This is a genomic window from Rhizobium sp. C4 (genome assembly GCF_021026315.1).
Taxonomy (GTDB): domain Bacteria; phylum Pseudomonadota; class Alphaproteobacteria; order Rhizobiales; family Rhizobiaceae; genus Ensifer_A.
On sequence record NZ_JAJNCX010000002.1, the window covers coordinates 540636 to 558289 of the forward strand.

Here is a 17654-nt window from a genome sequence, read left to right on the forward strand (position 1 = left end):
CACAGGGAAGGGAAGAGACATGGAAGCGCATGAGAAAGGCTTCTTCACGGAGGAGAATTCCGTCGAGGTGGTGACGGGGCGCAATGCCAATGCGGAAAATCCGCGCCTCAGGCAGGTGATGGACGTCATTACCCGCAAGCTGCATGAGGCGGTCAAGGAGCTTGAGCCGACGCAGGACGAGTGGTTCGAAGCCATCATGTTCCTGACCAAGACCGGCCAGATCTGCAATGAATGGCGGCAGGAATATATCCTGTTCTCCGACATTCTCGGCGTTTCGATGCTGGTCGACGCGATCAACAACCGCAAACCCTCCGGCGCCTCGGAATCGACCGTGCTCGGGCCGTTCCATGTCGAGGGCGCACCGCTTCTCGAAATGGGCGCCAATATCTGCCTCGACCAGAAGGGCGAGGACATGTTCATCGAGGGGCGCATCCTCGACACGAAGGGCAAGCCGATCGAGGGCGCCGTCATCGACGTCTGGCAGGCCAATGACGAAGGCTTCTATGATGTCCAGCAGAAGGGCCTGCAGCCGGACTTCAACCTGCGCGGCGTCTTCAAGACGGGTCCGGATGGTCGCTACTGGTTCCGCGCGGTGAAGCCGAAATTCTATCCTATCCCGGATGACGGCCCGGTCGGGCAGCTGCTGCGCGCGCTCGGCCGCCATCCCTATCGGCCGGCGCATCTGCACTACATCATCAAGGCCGATGGCTTTGAAACCCTCACGACGCATATTTTCGATCCGGATGATCCGTATATCAATTCGGACGCGGTGTTCGGCGTGAAGGAAAGCCTGCTGGCGAAATTCGACCGGACGACAGACGCTGACCGGGCGCAAGCCTATGGATTCGAAGGCGAATTCTGGGATGTGAAGCACGATTTCGTGCTTGCCGAAAAGCGCTGATGCAAGGCCGGCCCTTTGAATTCAGGGCCGGTTTGCGCTCCAGCATTGGATGCATCTGCATGCAGTGCAGCAGGCGCATAGCTGCATTGCACAATAATTAGATTGCGTTTGTCCAAAAATCAGGCATTATGCCTGCAGTTGATGCGTTCGCGGCCTCCTCCCAGTGCCGTTGCATCAGCTGTTCCCCTCTGGAGGTTTAATTTACCTTCACACCTAATGGGCCGCGGTTTCCGCTGGCCCACTTTTTTTGCCCAGATTTCAGTTAGAGCGAATCGAGCCCGATATCGAGGCAGGGCGCGCTATGCGTGATCCAGCCGATCGACAGGAGATCGACGCCGCTTGCGGCAATGGCGGCCGCCGTGTCCGGCGTGATGCCGCCCGAGGCTTCGGTGATGGCCCGGCCGGCGACGAATTCGACCGCCTGCTTCAAGAGGGCCGGCGACATGTTGTCGAGGAGGACGGCGTCAACGCCGATCTCCATTGCCTCGCGCAGCTGGTCGAGCGTATCCACCTCGACCTCGATCTTCACCATGTGGCCGACATTGGCTTTCGCGCGGGAAATGGCCTCGGCAACGCTTCCCGCAATCGCGATGTGATTGTCCTTGATCAGCACGGCATCGTAGAGCGCAAAGCGGTGGTTCATGCCGCCGCCGGCGCGCACGGCGTATTTTTCGAACGCGCGGAGCCCCGGCGTTGTCTTGCGCGTGCAGACGACAGCCGCCTTCGTGCCGGCGACCGCATCGACAATGCCGGCGGTAACCGTCGCAATGCCCGACAGATGGCCGAGGAAGTTCAGCGCCGTGCGCTCGCCGGTGAGCAGCCCCCGCGAGGGGCCCTCGATCGTGGCAATGATATCGCCGGGTGCGACGCGTGCGCCATCGGCGATATGTGCTGTCGTCGTGATGGCGGGATCGACCAGTTCGAAGGCCAGCCTTGCGATATCGAGCCCCGCGATCACGCCCGGCTTGCGGGCGGCCATGACGAAACGCGAGCGGTGATCTGCCGGAATGACGGCGGTTGATGTGATGTCGCCGGCAAGGCCCAGATCTTCGAGAAGCGTGGCGCGCACGACGGGTTCGACGATGACGCGCGGCAGGGGAGACAGAAACATGAAGGGGCTCCTTATGCGCTTTGCGCCAGCATGGGTGTGTTCAGCCGGTGTGCGGCGTCCATGATCGCGGCAAGCGTCATGGTGCGGCGTTCGGCCTTTGCATGTGTTTCGGGGAAATCGCTGCGGGCATGCGCGCCGCGCGATTCGTCTCTGAGGCGGGCGAAAACGGCGATCGAAAGCGCAACAAGTGCCGGATCGGACGAGGGACCCGCACTTGCCGCCATCGGCAGAAGGCCGGCGATGGCACGGTCGAGCCCGGTCCGGTCGCGAACGACCGAGAGATCGCGGGAGGCAATGCTGCGAACCTGGCGGAGGTCGGGCGAGGCGACAGACTTGACGTCGGGCGCGGTTCTGACGGCTGGCTCGGGACGGCCGGCGATATCCTGGGCGGCGCGAAGTCCCATCACCGTGCCTTCCAGCAGCGAGTTGCTCGCCAACCGGTTGGCGCCGTGCAGGCCCGTGCAGGCCGCTTCGCCAACGACCCATAGTCCCTCGATCGTGCTGCGCCCGGCAATATCCGTCACCACGCCGCCCATGTGGTAATGCGCGGCCGGGCGGACGGGAATGAGTTCACGCGCCGGGTCGATGCCGGCTTCGGCGCAAAGCTGATGGATCAGCGGGAAACGTTCGGCGAAACGGGCGCCGAGCGCCTGCCGCGCATCCAGATAGACCTTGCCGCCACGGGCGATTTCGCGTCCGATGGCGCGCGCCACAACATCGCGGGGCGCAAGCTCCGCGCCGGGCGTTCCGGCCAGAAAACGTTCGCCGCGTTCGTTGAGCAGGATCGCGCCTTCGCCGCGTACCGCCTCGCTGACCAGCGCCAGCGGACGTCGATCGGTTGCCAGCGCCGTCGGGTGGAACTGCACGAATTCCATGTCGCGCAGTTCGGCGCCCGCGCGGGCGGCCAGCATGACGCCCTGGCCGAAATTGCCGGCCGGATTGGTGCTTGCGTCGTAAAGCCCGCCAAGCCCGCCGGTCGCCAGTACGGCCCGCGTTGTCGGCAGCACGAAGGTGCCATTGGGGCCGGCGCAGATGAGGCCGGAGATCGCACCCTCGGTCGTCAGCAGGCGGCGAACTTCAATGCCGGCGAGAACGGTGATTGACGGGCAGGCGCGAACGGCGGTGCTGAGCGCGCGGATGATGGCGGCACCCGTGCCGTCGCCATTGGCGTGGATGATCCGGTGTCGCGAATGGGCGGCTTCGAGGCCGAATTGCAGCGCGCCATCGGCCAGCCGATCGAACCGGACGCCGAAACGTTCCAGCGCGTCGATGGCGGATGCCGTATCGGAAAGGATGGCGCGCGCTGCGGCTTCGTCGCAGAGGCGGTCGCCGGCGGCCAGCGTGTCGGCAAGATGCAGGTCGGTGCTGTCACCGGCGGCAAGTGCGGCCGCAATCCCGCCCTGCGCCCAGCCGCTGGAGCTTTCGCCGCCAAGACCTGCGCGCGTCAGAAGCACGACGGGTTGCGGGGCAAGGCTCAGCGCCGTCACCAGTCCGGCAATGCCGCTGCCAACGACAGCGACGCGTCCGGCGAGCCTGTCGAGAAGGGCGGTCATACGGCGAGCATCCTCTCAACGGCGAGGCGGGCCGGGGCGACGATGTCCGGGTCGACGGTGACCTCGTGAAGGTTTTCCTCCAGCGCCTTGCGGATATTGCCGAGCGTGATGCGCTTCATGTGCGGGCAGAGATTGCAGGGGCGGACGAAGTCGACATCCGGGTGGTCGACGGCGACATTGTCGCTCATCGAGCATTCCGTCAAAAGCACGACGCGGGCGGGCTTGTTGATGCCGACATAGTCGGACATGACGGCGGTCGAGCCGGCGAAATCGGCCTCGGCGACCACGTCCGGCGGGCACTCCGGATGGGCGAGCACGACGACCCCCGGATGGGCCTCGCGCAGGTCGCGGATATCCTGGGCGGTAAAGAGTTCATGTACCTCGCAATGGCCGTGCCAGGCGATGATCTCGACATCGGTCTCGCGAGCAACATTCTGCGCGAGATACTCGTCCGGGATCATGATGACGCGCGGCACGCCGAGCGATTCGACCACCTTTTTCGCGTTCCCCGAAGTGCAGCAGATATCGGAGGCCGCTTTGACGGCGGCGGACGTGTTCACATAGGTGATGATCGGCACGCCCGGATGGGCCTGGCGCAGCAGGGCGACATCTTCCGGCGTGATCGAGTCCGCCAGCGAGCAGCCCGCGCCCATGTCGGGGATCAGTACTGTCTTGGATGGGTTAAGCAGCTTCGCCGTCTCGGCCATGAAATGCACGCCGGCAAGCACGATGACATCCGCATCGACCTCTGCCGCCTTGCGGGCCAGTGCCAGACTGTCGCCGACAATGTCGGCGACGCCGTGGAAGATTTCCGGTGTCTGATAGTTATGCGCCAGAATGACGGCGTTGCGTTTCTTCTTGAGCTCGAGGATCGCGGCGACGTCCTCCTCATGCGAAAGCCATTCGGCCTTCGGCATCACGCGGGCGACGCGCTCGTAAAGCGCGGACATGGAGGGCATCGTATTCATGGCGCATCCCTTTTACTCAGTTTGAGTATATGTTGAACGCAGGGATATACTCGTTTTGAGTATATGTCAATTGCGCGACAGTGGCAGTCTTGTGCTGGAAAGGGCGTGCTCTTCGAGGATGGCGCGGCGATAGCGGTAGAGCTTGGCCGGACGGCCACCGGTTTCGCTGGAGACCTCGCCGGTTTCCTCGATCAGTTCCTGCTGGTCGATAAGCCGGCGGAAGTTCGGCTTGTGGAGTGCGAGCCCCGCCAGGGCCTCGACCGTGTGCTGCAAGTGGGAGAGGGTGAAGTTGGCAGGCATCAGCTCGAAGACCACCGGGCGGTATTTGATCTTGGCGCGCAGCCGCGTGATCGCTGTTGCCAGGATCCGGCGATGGTCGGCAAACATCGATCGGCCGGCGTCAGCTCCGGGCTCCGCGCCGGCTTCGGCAACCAGCCCCGCCTCGAACATCAGTTCGTAGCGCTGCAGGGCGAGTTCTTCGTTCCAGGGCGCGCCGTTCAGCCCGAGGCAGAGGTCGATGCGCTTCTGGCGGTTGTCGCGGCGGGTCGGATCGGCGGCGGCCCAGGCATTGAGCGCTTCGGATATCCCCGCCAGCGCATCCGGTCGCCCCTCGCGATGATCCTCCCAGGGAAAGTACTCATACCAGCCGTGCCAGCCGGGCGCGCCGGCGCCGGGGGCGGCCTGTTCGCGGACGAGGCCGAGATAGCTGATCGAAATGGTACGCTGCGCCTTGTCCTTGGGCGAGCGGTCGCGGTCGGCAAAGGTATAGAGCTGTTCCAGATAGCCGAGCGGATGACCGGTCTGCTCGTTCACCCATTCGCGAAGGCCCGCCTGCAGGCTGCGATGCTCGACCTCAAAGGGGCCGGATGGCAGCGCCTCGCCCTTGCTCACCGTCATCACGCGCGGTTCGTCATTGGTGACGGCGGTCAGCACGGCGATCAGTTCGGCTTGGGCGAGCGCATCCTTCAAGGGCAACCAATCCTTCGGCAAATTTCGTGTGTTGAGCAATCTGCCAGTGAGTAGCAGAGAATCCCGGCGGAGAAACGGAAATTCTTGCGCCGCCGGCGACGCAGGGCCGATGCCGAGGGTGGTGTTCCAGCCCTTCGCTTCGCGGCTGTATATTAGCGGCAAGCCCATCCAACATATCCATAATGGATAAACCTCATATGGAATCCGCGGGTCCCGTGGGCCAAGAATTTCTCATGGCGGAGGAGGTGCTGCCGAATGTGGGGAGAAACTGCCGGTCTGACGGCAGACTTGGATTGATCCGAGACAGACACATCCGGCGCCTTTGCATCTTGAACGTCGTGAAGGGTTCGGTGGCCGTCCGGGACGGTCGTGGAGGAGAGAAGACAATGAATTTCAAGTTTCTGCGCGATGCGCGCATGATGCTGGCACTGGCAGCATCCGTTTCCATGTTTTCGATGAATGCCGGTGCGGTCGAGCTTGCCAAGGACAAGGTCGGCAAGCCGGCGGACTTGCAGGACATGTCCAAGTTCTGCGGCACCAAGAAGATCAAGGTGGCGCTGGCTGACGGCTATGGCGCGAATTCCTGGCGCAAGATCACCCGCGCCGAATTCGAGGCCGAGGCCAAGAAGTGCCCGAACATCACCGAAGTGCGCTACACGGATGCGCAGGGCAATGTGCAGAAGGCGATTTCCGACATCCAGGGCCTCGTCGCGCAGAAGTTCGACGTCATCCTCGTGTTCCCCGATGGCGGTGAAGCGGTTGTCCGCGCCATGCGCAAGGCCACGGCTGCCGGCGCGATCGTCATCCCCTACATGGTCGGTGCCAACTTCCCCGGTGAACGTGGCAAGGACTTCGAAATGGTCGCCACCGAAAGCGTCGACGCCAATGGTCGCGTCAAGGCGCAGTGGATTGCCGACCACCTGAAGGGCAAGGGCAATGTCATCGTTCTCGGCGGCACGCCCGGCAACCCGACATCGGCTGCCGAAGCTGTCGGCTGGAAGGAAGTCTTCGCCAAGTACCCCGACATCAAGGTGCTCGAAGGTCCGGTGACGACCAACTGGGATCCGGCCGAAACGCAGCGCGTCATGTCCGGCCTGCTGGCAAAGTATCCGCAGATCGACGCCGTCTATTCGGACTACGGTCTCGGCTCGATGGGCGCGCTGCGCGCCTTTGTCGCTGCCGGCCGCAAGGTGCCGCTCTGGGCGGCGCAGGACGCCAACGAACTCGGCTGCTTCTGGCAGGAACACAAGGCAGACAACCCGAACTTCCAGATGGGCAACATTTCGGGCCGCAACTGGATCGTCCGCCTGGCGCTGCGCAAGGGCGTCGCGGCGGCTGAAGGCATCGACAACACGGAACCGTCGATCATCGAACTGCCGCTGGTCGAAGACAGCTTCTCGTCCGATCCCAAGCTGCAGCCGGCCTGCGACAAGTCACTGCCGTCCGATGCGCTGCTCTCCTCCGGCCTGACGGTCGAGGAACTGAAGGCGCTCTTCAAGTGAGCTGAACCATGCGGGCCGCTCCGGCGGCCCGCACCACACGTCGCCGAACAACGGATCGGGAGGGGTCATGAACAGTCTGGATGGACGCGCGCAAGCCGGCGGGCTCTCCGCATCGCCGCTTTCGGCCATCACGCGCTGGCTCGCCAGCGGCGATGGCCTTGCGCTTGGCGCCGTTGTCGTGCTGATCCTGGTCTCGGCCGTGCTCGCGCCGAGTTCGCTGTCCTATCCAGCGCTCTATGCCATGCTGCCCTTCGCCGCGATCCTGGGCGTGGCTGCCATTGGCCAGCAGCTGGTCATCCAGCAGAAGGGGCTCGACCTTTCGGCGGGCGGCATCATTTCGCTGGTCTGCGTGCTGGCGACCTATCAATTGCCCGATGCCGCGCCGCTCGGAACCGTTCTCGGGCGCTGCCTGCTCGCCATTGTGACGGCTGCAGCGGCAGGGGCGATCAACGGTCTCCTGATCGTTCGCCTGCGGATCGCCCCGCTGGTCACCACGATCGGCATGAATGCGGTTCTGATGGGCTTCGTTCTCTGGCTGTCGAACGGCATTCCGGGCAATGCGCCGGGTCTTCTCGACACCTTTGCGCTCGGGAGAACCTTCGGGCTTCCGAACACGGTTCTGGCGCTCATCCTCGTGACAGCCGTCGTCGCCATCGTCCTCAACCGCACGATCGTCGGGCGCCGTTTCGTCCTCTCGGGCACCAACAGTGCAGCCGCGCGCGCCGCCGGCATCCGCACGGAACGCTACGAGATCGGCTCCTATGTGCTTGCCGCCGTGCTTTACGCGCTGGCCGGCATCCTGCTCGCCGGGCTTCTGAAAGTGCCCAACCTCAATGTCGGGCAGACCTATCTGCTGGCAACCGTTGCGGCGGTGGTCATCGGCGGCAGTTCGCTGCTGGGCGGGCGGGCAAGCCCCGTCGCCACGGTCATCGGCGCGATCTTCATGACACAGCTCGGCCAGATGCTGATCGCCGCCGGCCTCGAGCGCTCCGCTCAATATATCCTGCAGGGCGTCATCGTCATCGTCGGCGCCAGTGTCCACGCAATCCTGCCCCGGTGGATGGGAAGATGAACATGATGTCCAACCCCCGCGATGCGGAAGCAGCGCTCCGTCCCGTCATGGAATTGCGCAATGTGACCAAGACCTATGGTGCGGTCACGGCGCTGAAGGATGTGAGCCTGTCGCTCATCCCCGGCCAGATCCATGCCATCGTCGGCGAAAACGGTGCCGGCAAGTCGACGCTCATCAACGTGGCCTCCGGCGTCGTGCGCGCCAATGAAGGCGAAATCGTCTTCGAGGGGCGCACTGTTGCCGACGCATCGCCGGCGGCCATGCGCCGCCTCGGTGTCGCCGTCGTCCATCAGCACCCGGCGCTGGCACCGGATCTGACGGTGCGCGAAAACATTGCTCTTGGCCTTGATGCTGGCCTGCCGGCCGCTGAAGAGGTGGCTGCGGCCTTGGCCGAGATCGCCGCTGGCGGCATGTCGATCCATCCCGATGACCGGCTCTCGGAACTGACGATCGCGCAATGGCATGTGGTGGAAATCGCCAAGGCGCTGCTCTTGAAGCCGCGCGCGCTGATCCTCGATGAGCCGACTGAGCCCTTCGGCAAGGGCGAGGTGGAGCGGCTGTTTGCGCTTCTGCGCAGCTGTGCCGCCCGCGGCGTCGCCATCGTCTATATCTCCCACCGGCTGCGCGAAGTGCTTGACCTTGCCGACATCGTGACCGTGATCCGCGATGGCCGGCATATCGGCACCATGCCGCGCGCCGAGGTCCGCGAGGACACGATTGTCGCGATGATCGCCGGGCGCACGATGAACCGGCTGTTCCCGGAAAAGACACCGCATGACGGTCCCGTCATGCTGACAGTCGACCGCCTGAGCGGCGACGGTTTCGATGACATTTCGATGCAGCTTCCTGCGGGTCGGATTGTCGGGCTTGCCGGCATCGAGGGGCAGGGGCAGCGCGCCTTCCTGCGCGCGCTTGCAGGCCTCCAGTCCGTCTCTTCGGGGACGGTGCATTGCGAGGGCGAGAAGATCGAAAGCGGCGACCGCGCGCGGGCCGTGGCGAGCCGCATCGGCTTCATCACCGACGACCGTCACGCCGAAGGCCTGTTCAAGACGCTTCCCCTGTCGGAAAACCTGACGGTGCCGATCCTGCCGCAGATCCTGCGCAACTGGCTGATTTCGCCGGCACGCGAAGCTGCCGTTGCGGGCGAGATGATGGAGCGTTTCGCGGTGAAGGCCTCCGGCATCAGCGCGACGCCGGCCCAGCTTTCCGGCGGCAACCAGCAGAAACTTCTGCTGTCGCGCGAACTCGCGGCCAATCCGCGCGTGCTCCTCGTCGACGAGCCGACCAAGGGCGTCGATGTCGGTGCGCGCTTCGAAATCTACCAGGCGCTGCGCAAGCTCGCCGCCGAGGGCACGGCCGTGCTGGTCCTCTGTTCCGATGCGCTGGAGCTGCAGGGACTGTGCGACCGGGTTCATGTGTTCTCGGGCGGACGCATTGCCGCGACGCTCGACGGCGATGACGTTGCCGAAACCCGCATTGCCGCCGCGATGATTTCCGGTGGCGGCAGCGGTTCCGATGCGACGGTCAGGGCGCAGTCGACCAGATTGTCGCGCTTCCTGAAGGGCGATCTCGCGCCGATCGTTCCGGTCGGGCTCGTCACGTTCGCCATCATGGCGGCCGCAACCGTCATCAATCCCTATTATCTGACCGAGCAGAACCTGTCGGGTCTGGCGAGCCTTCTCGCCATCCTGGCCTTCATCGCAATCGGTCAGGCGGCGGTCTTCTCGATTGGCGGGATCGATCTTTCCTCCGGGCCGCTTGCCGGCCTGATGGTCGTGCTCGCCTCCTTTCTCATCACCAATGACGGCGGCAATCTGGCGCTCAGCATCGCCGCGTGTCTGGCGATTGCGCTCTTCGTTGGCCTCTTCCACGCCGCAACGATCCTCGCGCTCGGCCTGCCGCCGATTGTCGTGACGCTCGCAACCTATGTCGCGATCGGCGGTATATCGCTGCTGCTGCGGCCGGAGCCTGCCGGCAATATCAGCTTCGACTACATGGATGCCGTTGCAGCACCGGTCTTCGGCGTACCGCTCGGTCTTCTCCTCGCCCTCGTCGCGGCGATTGCGATCGGCGTCCTGCTTCGCACCTCGCGCCTCGGCCGCAGCATGCGGGCCTGGGGCTCGGATGCGGCTGTCGCGCGTCGCCTGGGCATCCGGACCGGTCGGGTGACCTTCGTTGCCTATGGGCTCAGTGCCCTGTTCTCGGGCGCAGCCGGTCTGCTGCTTGCTGCGCAGATCGGCACGGGCTCGGCCAGCACCGGCACGGAGTATACATTGATGGGGATCACGGCCTTCGTCATCAGCGGCGCGAGTATTGCCGGCGGACGATTGTCTGTAGCGTCGATCCTGATGGCGTGCCTGCTCGTGCAGGTGACGCTGAACGTGACAACCTTTCTCAACATCGATACCGCCTGGCAGCAATGGCTGATCGGCGCCGCGATCATCGCGGGTGCGGCGGTATTCTCGCAACTTCGCGGCCAGAGCCGCAACCACGGATAATAGGTGAGGAGCATTCCATGTCGACCATATTGATCAAAGGCGCAAACATTCTCAGCATGGACCCGGCAGTCGGCGAACTGCATCGCGGCGACATCCTGATCAAGGATGACAAGATCGCCGATATCGGCCCGAGCATCGAGGCAACGGCAGACGAAACGATTGACGCCTCCGCGATGATCGCGACCCCCGGTTTCGTTGATACGCACCGCCACACCTGGCAGTCGCTGCTGCGCTCGACGGGTGCGGACTGGACGCTGGCGCAATATTTCGCGGGCGTTCGCGGCGTGATGGGCGATCTCTACACGCCGGACGACATGTATGTCGCCAACCTTTTGGGTTCGCTGGAAGCGCTCGATGCCGGTATCACGACGCTCTACGACTGGTCGCACAACAACAATTCGCCGGATCACTCGGACGCTGCCGTTCGCGGCCTGAAGGATGCCGGCATGCGTGCCGTGTTCGGCTATGGCAATTCGAACCGCGAATGGGTTCCCGTCAGCAGCCTGCCGTCCGATTTTGCAGATGTGAAGCGCGTCCGCGACACGCATTTTGCTTCTGACGATGGTCTGGTGACCATGGCTTTCGCCGCCCGTGGCCCGCAGTTTGCCACGCTCGATGTCACCGAAGAGGACTTCCGCAAGGCGCGCGAACTTGGGCTGCGCATCACCGTTCATGTGGGCGATGGGCTCTGGGGCATGAACAAGCCGCTCGTGCAGCTGAATGACCGTGGCCTTCTGGCCGACGACACGACCTATGTCCATTGCACGACGCTGCATGACGAGGACTTCAAGCTGATGGCCGATACGGGCGGCACGGCCTCGATCTCGCCGGACCTTGAGCTCAACATGGGCCATGGCTTCCCGGCAACGCTGAAGCTCCTGCAGTTCGGTGTTCGCCCGTCGATCTCCATCGACATCGTGACGACGGTGGCCGGCGACATGTTCAACGCCATGCGCGCGCTGCTTTCGGGCACGCGCTCGGTGGTCAACGATATTGCGCTCCGCGAAAAGCGCACGGTCGATCCGCTGCCGCTGATGACGCGTGATGTGCTGGAATTTGCGACCCTGCGCGGTGCGATTGCCTGCGGCCTTGGCCACAAGACCGGCTCGCTCACCAAGGGCAAGCAGGCCGACCTGTTGCTGATCAACACCAACAGCCTGAACATGTTCCCGATCAACCATGCGCCTGGCGCGGTCGTCGAAGCCGCCCATGTCGGCAATATCGACTCGGTCTTCGTGGCCGGCAAGGCGCGCAAGCGGCACGGCAAGCTGCTCGACGTCGATGTGCTGTCGCTGCGCAAGCGGGTTGATGCGGCGCGTGACGCGCTCTTCGAACGCGCTGGCGTGCCGACCGACGGCTCCTGGCTGCCGCGGCCCTTCGAGGCTGCGGAAGAGTCGGAATTCTGAGGGTCTGGCTTTGCTGAAACCTCCCGTTCAGCAGGCGGATCTGGGTGCGGCGGCGGTTAACCCCGCCGCCCGCGTCCCCGTGTTCATCGTCACGGGCTATCTCGGCAGCGGCAAGACGACGCTGATTGCCGAGCTGCTGGGTGATCCGGCCATGGCGGGGACCGCCGTCATCGTCAACGAGCTGGCCGAAGCCGGCATTGACCAGACGGTGCTTGCCGACGCGCAAGGGGACGATGTCGTTCTTCTCTCCAACGGTTGCCTTTGCTGCGGCCGCGGCACCGATCTCGCCAACGCAATCCGGCAATTGCTGCAGCGGGCCCGCGCCGGCGAGACGCAGATCGCGCGCATTCTGATCGAAACGAGCGGGGCCGCCGATCCCGGGCCGATTGCCCGTCAGGTCTGCTTCGATCCGCAATTGCGCGCAAGCCTGCGTTATGGCGGCGTGCTCTGTCTTTTCGACACCATGTTCGGCGAGGGGCTTCTTGCCCGCGACGCAGTGGGCTACCGGCAGATTGCGCTTGCCGACACGGTGCTGCTCACCAAGACCGATCTGGCCGGCGATGCGGCGGCAGATCAGGCGGCAGCGAAGGTTCTGTCGTTGAACGCAACGGCCGAAGTTTCGGCGGATCGCGCGGTGGCACGGATTTTCCTCTCGGCCCGCGAAAGCCTGGCCGAACGGGCGAGCAGCATCCGCTGGTTTTCATCCGCGATCGCCACACCGCCCTGGGCGCATGAGGCGACCGTGGGGACCTGGACGATCCGCTTGGACGGCGCGCTCGACTGGCCGCGCGCCGAAATGCTTATGCGCGCGATCTATGATCGCTATGGCGAGGCGATCCTGAGGACCAAAGGTGTGATCAATACCTTGGATGATCCCCGCCCGCTCGTCATTCACGGCATCAACCGGCACTTCCACAGACCGATACGGCTCAGGAACTGGGACGGCGAGGCCGAGACCCGCCTCGTGCTGATCGGGTTGGCCGGCACTGAAAATGCGGCCCGCGAGATCGAGGAGGCGCTTTCGCGCTGTCGCGTGCCGAATGAACCCCGGCTGGACCGGGAAGACGCACGAATTTTTGCCTGAAAGGCACATTGGGGAGGAAACCATGGCAGGACAATTATCATCGAAAGTGGCGCTGGTGACGGGTGGCGCGCGCGGCGTCGGGCGCGAAGTGGTGCGCCGGCTGGCGCGCGAGGGTGCCGATATCGCCTTCGTCTACGGGACATCTGCCGCGCGTGCGGATGAAACGGTGAAAGAACTGGAGGCGCTCGGCGTCCGCGCCAAGGGCTATCACGCCAATCTGGAAAACCCGGCGGAGCTTCCCGAAGTCGCTGCCGCCGTGCTGGCCGATTTCGGAAAGATCGACATCCTGGTGAACTGCGCCGGCGTGTTTCCGAACGGGATGGTCGGCGAGATGACCTTTGCCGATTACGAGCGCGGCATGCGGATCAATCTCGATTCGGTCTACTACCTGACGAGCGCCGTTGCCGCCTCGATGCAGAAGGGTGGCCGCATCATCAACATCTCCAGCACGCTGGCCGACCGCGCCGGCGGTGCGGCAATCTCGGTCTACAATGCCACGAAGGCGGGCGTCAGCAGCTTCGCGCGCAGCTGGGCGCATGATCTGGCGCCACGCGGCATTCTCGTCAATTCCATCCAGCCGGGCCATATCAACACCGACATGAACCCGGACACGACGGATTATCACCACGAGATGATCAAGCGCATTCCGCTCGCCCGCTATGCCGAGCCGAGCGAGATCGCCGGCGTCGTGGCGTTTCTGGCGGGGCCGGATGCATCCTACATCACCGGCACGACGATCGACGTTGATGGCGGTCTGAACGCCTGAGGCGTTCAGGCTCTTTGCTTTTGCAATTCCGGTCGCAAAACCGCTTCGCGCTTTTGCTGGAATTGCTGATGCCCCCGGCCCGACCTCCTTTCGGGCCGGGGGCATGTCTTGTCAGAGATCAGGCCGCGTTGTCGCGAATGTAGCGATAGATCTGCGTCTCGGCGTCGACGAGCGCCTTGCGCGCCGGCTTGCCCTCGAAGACGGCCTCGAAGACTTCATTTCCCAGAACCCTTTCGATCTCGACATATTCCGGTACGGGCGGACGCGACCAGGTGTTGAGTTCGTGTCGGCGCGCCATGCGGTCGACGAAGCTGACGATCGGCGAGGAGGCCATGGCTTCCGGATCGGCGCAGACCGAGAAGCGGGGGGCTACGGGGAAGCCGTTGCGCACATGCGCCTTCATGGCTTCCGGCGAGGCCATCCAGGCAATCGCGTTCAGGATCTCCTGCTTGCGCTCGGGCGGCACATTGGCCGGGATTGTCAGCAGGAAACCGCCGACGGGTGCTGTCGGCTGGCGACCCTTGAGATAGGGCGGCGGAAGATAGGCGACGCGTCGCTTCACCTTCGAGCTCAGTTCATGTTCGAGCCGCGCGGCGCGCATCGTCCACGAAAAGCTCATCGCCGCATGGCCGGCCATGAAGCATTGCAGGTTGCGGTCGGAATCGAAGGTCGAGACATCCGGGGGCGAGACGTCCCGCAGCTGTTTCATGAAGTCGATTGCCGCCAGACCCTCGTCAGAATTGATGCGGAGCCGCAAGTTGCTGGTGTCGAAACTGTCCTTCCAGTTTTCGTGCTTGCGCGGAATGTCGACGATCGAGCCTTGGGCCGAGGCGACGAAGAGCATGAAATCATGGGCGATCGTCATGCCGCGCGCCGCACTCCAGGAGACGCCGTAAATCCCCTGCGCCGGGTCATGCAGCTCGTGTGCGGCGTCGATCAGATCCTCGAAGGTTCGCGGATAGGCAATCTGCGCGGCCTCGAACAGGTCCTTGCGGGCGGTCAGGATTTCGATCGTGCAATAGATCGGGATGCCGAATTGCTGGTTGTTCCAGCGCCCGGTGCTCCAGACGGTCGGGTGGAAGTCCAGCGGATTGATCGCCGCTTCCGGCAGCACGTCGTCGAGGCTGGCGATCAGGCCGGAGGCTGCGAACCGGCCGAGCCAGGGCACGTTCAGCGCCACGACGTCATAGCTGGTCTTGGGTGAGGTCAGCGCCTCCTGTGCCTTCTGGTAAAGCGTGGGCAGGGAGACGAGATCGAAACTGCTCTTGCGGCCGATATCGTTGCGGAAGTCGGACCACATGTTGCGCATGCTGGCGAAATAGTTGTCGTCATGCAGCAGGAAGCGAAGGTTTCGGAGCGCCGAGGAATTGATGTCATGGCCCTGCAGCGGCGAGATGATGTGGGCGGCGAAATAGGAGCCGCCGAAATAGTATTCCTCGGTCTCGCTGCCCGAGCGCAGGCCGAAGGTCTTGGCCAGATGCGCCTTCACATGCATCGCATAGGTGATGAAGGCATCGAGCATGTCGGCGCTGGGCGCAAGAAAAGCGGTCTTGTGCTTCGGCCCGCGCGGCACCTTGATGATCTGGCCGTCCTCGATCATCTTGGCAATCATCCGGTTACCGGTGCCATAGGTCGCGCCCGACAGCTCGATGAGCGATGTCATGTCGAGCGGCCGCTGCTGGATGTGGCTGTCGACCAGTTCGAGCGCGATATTCCAGTAGGGGTCTGGCTTCACCCCGGGGATGGTCGCGTCGAAAGGTCCCCTGAGTTGCCGCAGGAACCCGATCACGCGTGAGAGCTCGTGATCGGAGAGTTTGTTTTCCTGTCTTGCCATTGTCCCGCCCGTGGTCCTCCCCGTGGGCTAGTCCTTCTGGTCCAGCCCACCACCTTCGCGCATCCAGTCGAAGAGCGCGAAGAAATCCTGTTCGGCATAGCCGACATTCGAGGCGGCAATATATTGCTGAAGGATCGTATTGGCCACGACCATCGGCACCTGATTGGAACGACCGGCGTCAGTGATCAGCATGAAGTCCTTGATCATCTGCGAGATCGAGAATGCGGGTGTGAAATCGAGGTTCGACACCATCTCCTTCTTGTATTTGACCAGCGGGGAGGCGACAGCGCTCTCGCTGATGACGTCCATCATCTGCCGCGGGGCAAGCCCGCCCTTGGCGCCGAGAACCAGCGCTTCGCCGAGGATGGAGGAGGTGGCGCCCACCAGCGTGTTCAGCACCAGCTTCATGTAGCGGGCTTCTTCGGCAGCACCCAGATAGAACTTGCGGGTCGAGAGACGATCGAGCAGCGCCTCGGTCTCCTGCCATGCCGTCTCGTCGCCGGAGGCCAGCACCGTCAGCTCGCCGTTGCGCGCAAGCGCCGTGCTGCCTGAGACAGGGCATCTGAGATAGCGGATGCCATGCAGTTTCAGCTCCGTGGCAATCCGTTCGGAAAGGGTCGGCGAGACGGTGCTCATTTCGACGAAGATAGTGCCGGCGCGTGCCTGAGCGAGAAGCCCCTGACCGTTTGTGCCGTCGCCATAGATGATCGCCGACAGGGCGGCATCGTTCGGAATGGTCGAGAAAATGATGTCGCATCGGCTTGCGAGATCGGCCAGCGTGCTGGCGACGACAGCGCCGCGCGCCACCAGGCTCGCCCTGTTCTCGGCGACCGGGTCCGAGATCAGGACTTCATATCCCGCCTCGATCATTCGCGTGGCCATCGGATTGCCCATCTTTCCGACGCCGATCCATCCCAATACCTTGGCCGGTACTGACGTGGTATGTCCTTTGCCCGTCACCGCGCAAGCCTCCCATGTTTCTCCATTGCCCGACAATAAACGCAAGCACGCGTCGCGATTTCAGCGAATTCATCCAGTCTGGATACAATGGCCAGGGCGACGTGATCCCGCTTTGGTAATTTGGGAGAAAGCGGCGGCGTCCTTTGCGGTCCGCCAGCGATTCTGCATGCGAGGAGGACATCGTGCACTACGTCATTCATTGTCTCGACAAACCGAATTCGGTCGAAAAGCGACTGGCGCATTATGATGCGCACAAGGCCTATATCTCGAATGCGCCGCTCAAGATGGTCATTTCCGGTCCGCTGCTTGCAGACGACGAAGAAACCATGATCGGCAGCTGCTTCCTGCTCGAGGCGAAGAGCCTGCAGGAGGTTGAGGCATTCAACCGTGAAGATCCGTTCTACAAGGCGGATCTGTGGGCGCAGATTTCCATCCGGCCGTTCAACAAGCGGGTCGATAACCGCGCCTGATCGAACAAGGCAACGCGCGCCCGGGATCGTCCCGCGGCGCGCGTCATTCAAAAGGGTCGCTGGTCAGGCGCTCTTGCGGATTTTCGATACGTCGACGAGCGGCTCGGACTGGCGCGACTGGTCGCTCGGTGGCGCTCCGTCGAGATCCGCTACCTTGGCGGCCAGTTCTTCCGAGCCATTGCTGGCACCCTGGTCTGACGAGGCTAAGCCGCCCTTGTGGTAGGCGGCTTCTGCCGTGCCCCACTCATCGGCAGCCTGCTGCCAGTGGCGATCGTGGTGACCGTCGGGGCGGCCTTCCTTCTCCCAGATCTGATAGGCGCGCTCGCGGATGTAATCGTCCCTGCTTCTCTCTTGCATCGTGTTCTCCCGGATGTGTTGAAAAGCGCGCTCGGCGCTCGGTCTCTAAACGAACGAGCCCGCAGAATGTTCTCTGTCGCGCCGACAAAATTAGCGCAGGAGGCTCTGGGTGCAACCGACATGGATCTGCGAACCTGCGACGTGGAGGCTTTGTCTGACGCAAGAAAGGTGATCATGCTGGCGACTTCGGAGGACTTGCTCGA

Annotated in this window: 15 protein-coding genes; 8 read left to right on the forward strand and 7 right to left on the reverse strand. The window is 63.5% G+C overall.

Annotated features, from left to right (window positions below; genetic code table 11):
- Positions 1–19 precede the first annotated feature (19 nt).
- A complete protein-coding gene (locus LQK84_RS06035; RefSeq protein WP_230827781.1) occupies positions 20–901 on the forward strand; it encodes an intradiol ring-cleavage dioxygenase in 882 nt (293 codons plus the stop codon).
- A gap of 262 nt (positions 902–1163) precedes the next feature.
- Here LQK84_RS06035 and nadC read toward each other — a convergent pair whose 3' ends face one another.
- The 4 genes from nadC to LQK84_RS06055 all read right to left on the reverse strand — a co-directional run bounded on the left by nadC (position 1164) and on the right by LQK84_RS06055 (position 5502).
- The gene (gene nadC / locus LQK84_RS06040) at positions 1164–2012 is read right to left on the reverse strand and encodes a carboxylating nicotinate-nucleotide diphosphorylase (protein ID WP_230827782.1); all 849 of its coding nucleotides are present in this window, start codon (positions 2010–2012) and stop codon (positions 1164–1166) included.
- An 11-nt stretch (positions 2013–2023) separates the two neighbouring features.
- The gene (locus LQK84_RS06045; protein WP_230827783.1) at positions 2024–3565 is read right to left on the reverse strand and encodes an L-aspartate oxidase; all 1542 of its coding nucleotides are present in this window, start codon (positions 3563–3565) and stop codon (positions 2024–2026) included.
- Positions 3562–4533 carry a quinolinate synthase NadA gene (gene nadA, locus LQK84_RS06050; RefSeq protein WP_230827784.1) on the reverse strand — a complete coding sequence of 324 codons (972 nt, stop codon included), beginning with the start codon at positions 4531–4533 and terminating at the stop codon, positions 3562–3564. Before nadA ends, LQK84_RS06045 begins: the two co-directional genes overlap by 4 nt.
- Positions 4534–4599: 66 nt before the next feature.
- On the reverse strand, positions 4600–5502 hold the full coding sequence (locus tag LQK84_RS06055) for an NUDIX hydrolase (protein WP_230827785.1): 903 nt from the start codon (positions 5500–5502) through the stop codon (positions 4600–4602).
- Positions 5503–5888: 386 nt separating this feature from the next.
- On the opposite strand from LQK84_RS06055, the gene LQK84_RS06060 reads away from it, so the two are divergent.
- The 6 genes from LQK84_RS06060 to LQK84_RS06085 all read left to right on the forward strand — a co-directional run bounded on the left by LQK84_RS06060 (position 5889) and on the right by LQK84_RS06085 (position 13830).
- The gene (locus tag LQK84_RS06060; RefSeq protein ID WP_230827786.1) at positions 5889–7004 is read left to right on the forward strand and encodes a substrate-binding domain-containing protein; all 1116 of its coding nucleotides are present in this window, start codon (positions 5889–5891) and stop codon (positions 7002–7004) included.
- A 67-nt stretch (positions 7005–7071) separates the two neighbouring features.
- A complete protein-coding gene (locus tag LQK84_RS06065) occupies positions 7072–8076 on the forward strand; it encodes an ABC transporter permease (protein WP_230827787.1) in 1005 nt (334 codons plus the stop codon).
- A 2-nt stretch (positions 8077–8078) separates the two neighbouring features.
- Positions 8079–10574, forward strand: coding sequence for an ATP-binding cassette domain-containing protein (locus LQK84_RS06070; RefSeq protein WP_230827788.1), 2496 nt, complete (start codon positions 8079–8081; stop codon positions 10572–10574).
- 17 nt (positions 10575–10591) lie between these two features.
- Positions 10592–11980: an amidohydrolase family protein gene (locus LQK84_RS06075; protein WP_230827789.1), complete on the forward strand. Its 1389-nt coding sequence runs from the start codon at positions 10592–10594 to the stop codon at positions 11978–11980.
- A 10-nt stretch (positions 11981–11990) separates the two neighbouring features.
- Positions 11991–13064: a CobW family GTP-binding protein gene (locus LQK84_RS06080; RefSeq protein WP_230827790.1), complete on the forward strand. Its 1074-nt coding sequence runs from the start codon at positions 11991–11993 to the stop codon at positions 13062–13064.
- A gap of 22 nt (positions 13065–13086) precedes the next feature.
- Positions 13087–13830 (forward strand): SDR family NAD(P)-dependent oxidoreductase, encoded by a 744-nt coding sequence (locus LQK84_RS06085; protein WP_230827791.1) that lies wholly within the window; start codon positions 13087–13089, stop codon positions 13828–13830.
- A 118-nt stretch (positions 13831–13948) separates the two neighbouring features.
- Here the strand turns inward: LQK84_RS06085 and LQK84_RS06090 are convergent, their stop codons facing one another.
- Positions 13949–15664, reverse strand: coding sequence for an extracellular solute-binding protein (locus LQK84_RS06090; RefSeq protein WP_230827792.1), 1716 nt, complete (start codon positions 15662–15664; stop codon positions 13949–13951).
- A gap of 27 nt (positions 15665–15691) precedes the next feature.
- Positions 15692–16624, reverse strand: a complete 933-nt coding sequence (locus LQK84_RS06095) for an NAD(P)-dependent oxidoreductase (protein ID WP_230827793.1) — start codon at positions 16622–16624, stop codon at positions 15692–15694.
- Between the two features lie 182 nt (positions 16625–16806).
- Between LQK84_RS06095 and LQK84_RS06100 the strand changes: the two genes are divergently transcribed.
- Positions 16807–17094, forward strand: a complete 288-nt coding sequence (locus LQK84_RS06100; protein ID WP_230827794.1) for a YciI family protein — start codon at positions 16807–16809, stop codon at positions 17092–17094.
- 63 nt (positions 17095–17157) lie between these two features.
- Here the strand turns inward: LQK84_RS06100 and LQK84_RS06105 are convergent, their stop codons facing one another.
- Entirely contained in the window at positions 17158–17451 is a 294-nt protein-coding gene (locus tag LQK84_RS06105; protein ID WP_230827795.1) for a DUF2934 domain-containing protein, read from the reverse strand.
- Between the last annotated feature and the right edge of the window lie 203 nt (positions 17452–17654).

What these genes read in the sequence shown, in the direction of transcription:
- LQK84_RS06035 (WP_230827781.1), top strand. Translation starts at nt 20, where the DNA reads ATGGAAGCGCATGAGAAAGGCTTCTTCACGGAGGAGAATTCCGTCGAG.
- nadC (WP_230827782.1), bottom strand. Translation starts at nt 2,012, where the DNA reads ATGTTTCTGTCTCCCCTGCCGCGCGTCATCGTCGAACCCGTCGTGCGC.
- LQK84_RS06045 (WP_230827783.1), bottom strand. Translation starts at nt 3,565, where the DNA reads ATGACCGCCCTTCTCGACAGGCTCGCCGGACGCGTCGCTGTCGTTGGC.
- nadA (WP_230827784.1), bottom strand. Translation starts at nt 4,533, where the DNA reads ATGAATACGATGCCCTCCATGTCCGCGCTTTACGAGCGCGTCGCCCGC.
- LQK84_RS06060 (WP_230827786.1), top strand. Translation starts at nt 5,889, where the DNA reads ATGAATTTCAAGTTTCTGCGCGATGCGCGCATGATGCTGGCACTGGCA.
- LQK84_RS06065 (WP_230827787.1), top strand. Translation starts at nt 7,072, where the DNA reads ATGAACAGTCTGGATGGACGCGCGCAAGCCGGCGGGCTCTCCGCATCG.
- LQK84_RS06070 (WP_230827788.1), top strand. Translation starts at nt 8,079, where the DNA reads ATGATGTCCAACCCCCGCGATGCGGAAGCAGCGCTCCGTCCCGTCATG.
- LQK84_RS06075 (WP_230827789.1), top strand. Translation starts at nt 10,592, where the DNA reads ATGTCGACCATATTGATCAAAGGCGCAAACATTCTCAGCATGGACCCG.
- LQK84_RS06085 (WP_230827791.1), top strand. Translation starts at nt 13,087, where the DNA reads ATGGCAGGACAATTATCATCGAAAGTGGCGCTGGTGACGGGTGGCGCG.
- LQK84_RS06090 (WP_230827792.1), bottom strand. Translation starts at nt 15,664, where the DNA reads ATGGCAAGACAGGAAAACAAACTCTCCGATCACGAGCTCTCACGCGTG.
- LQK84_RS06105 (WP_230827795.1), bottom strand. Translation starts at nt 17,451, where the DNA reads ATGCAAGAGAGAAGCAGGGACGATTACATCCGCGAGCGCGCCTATCAG.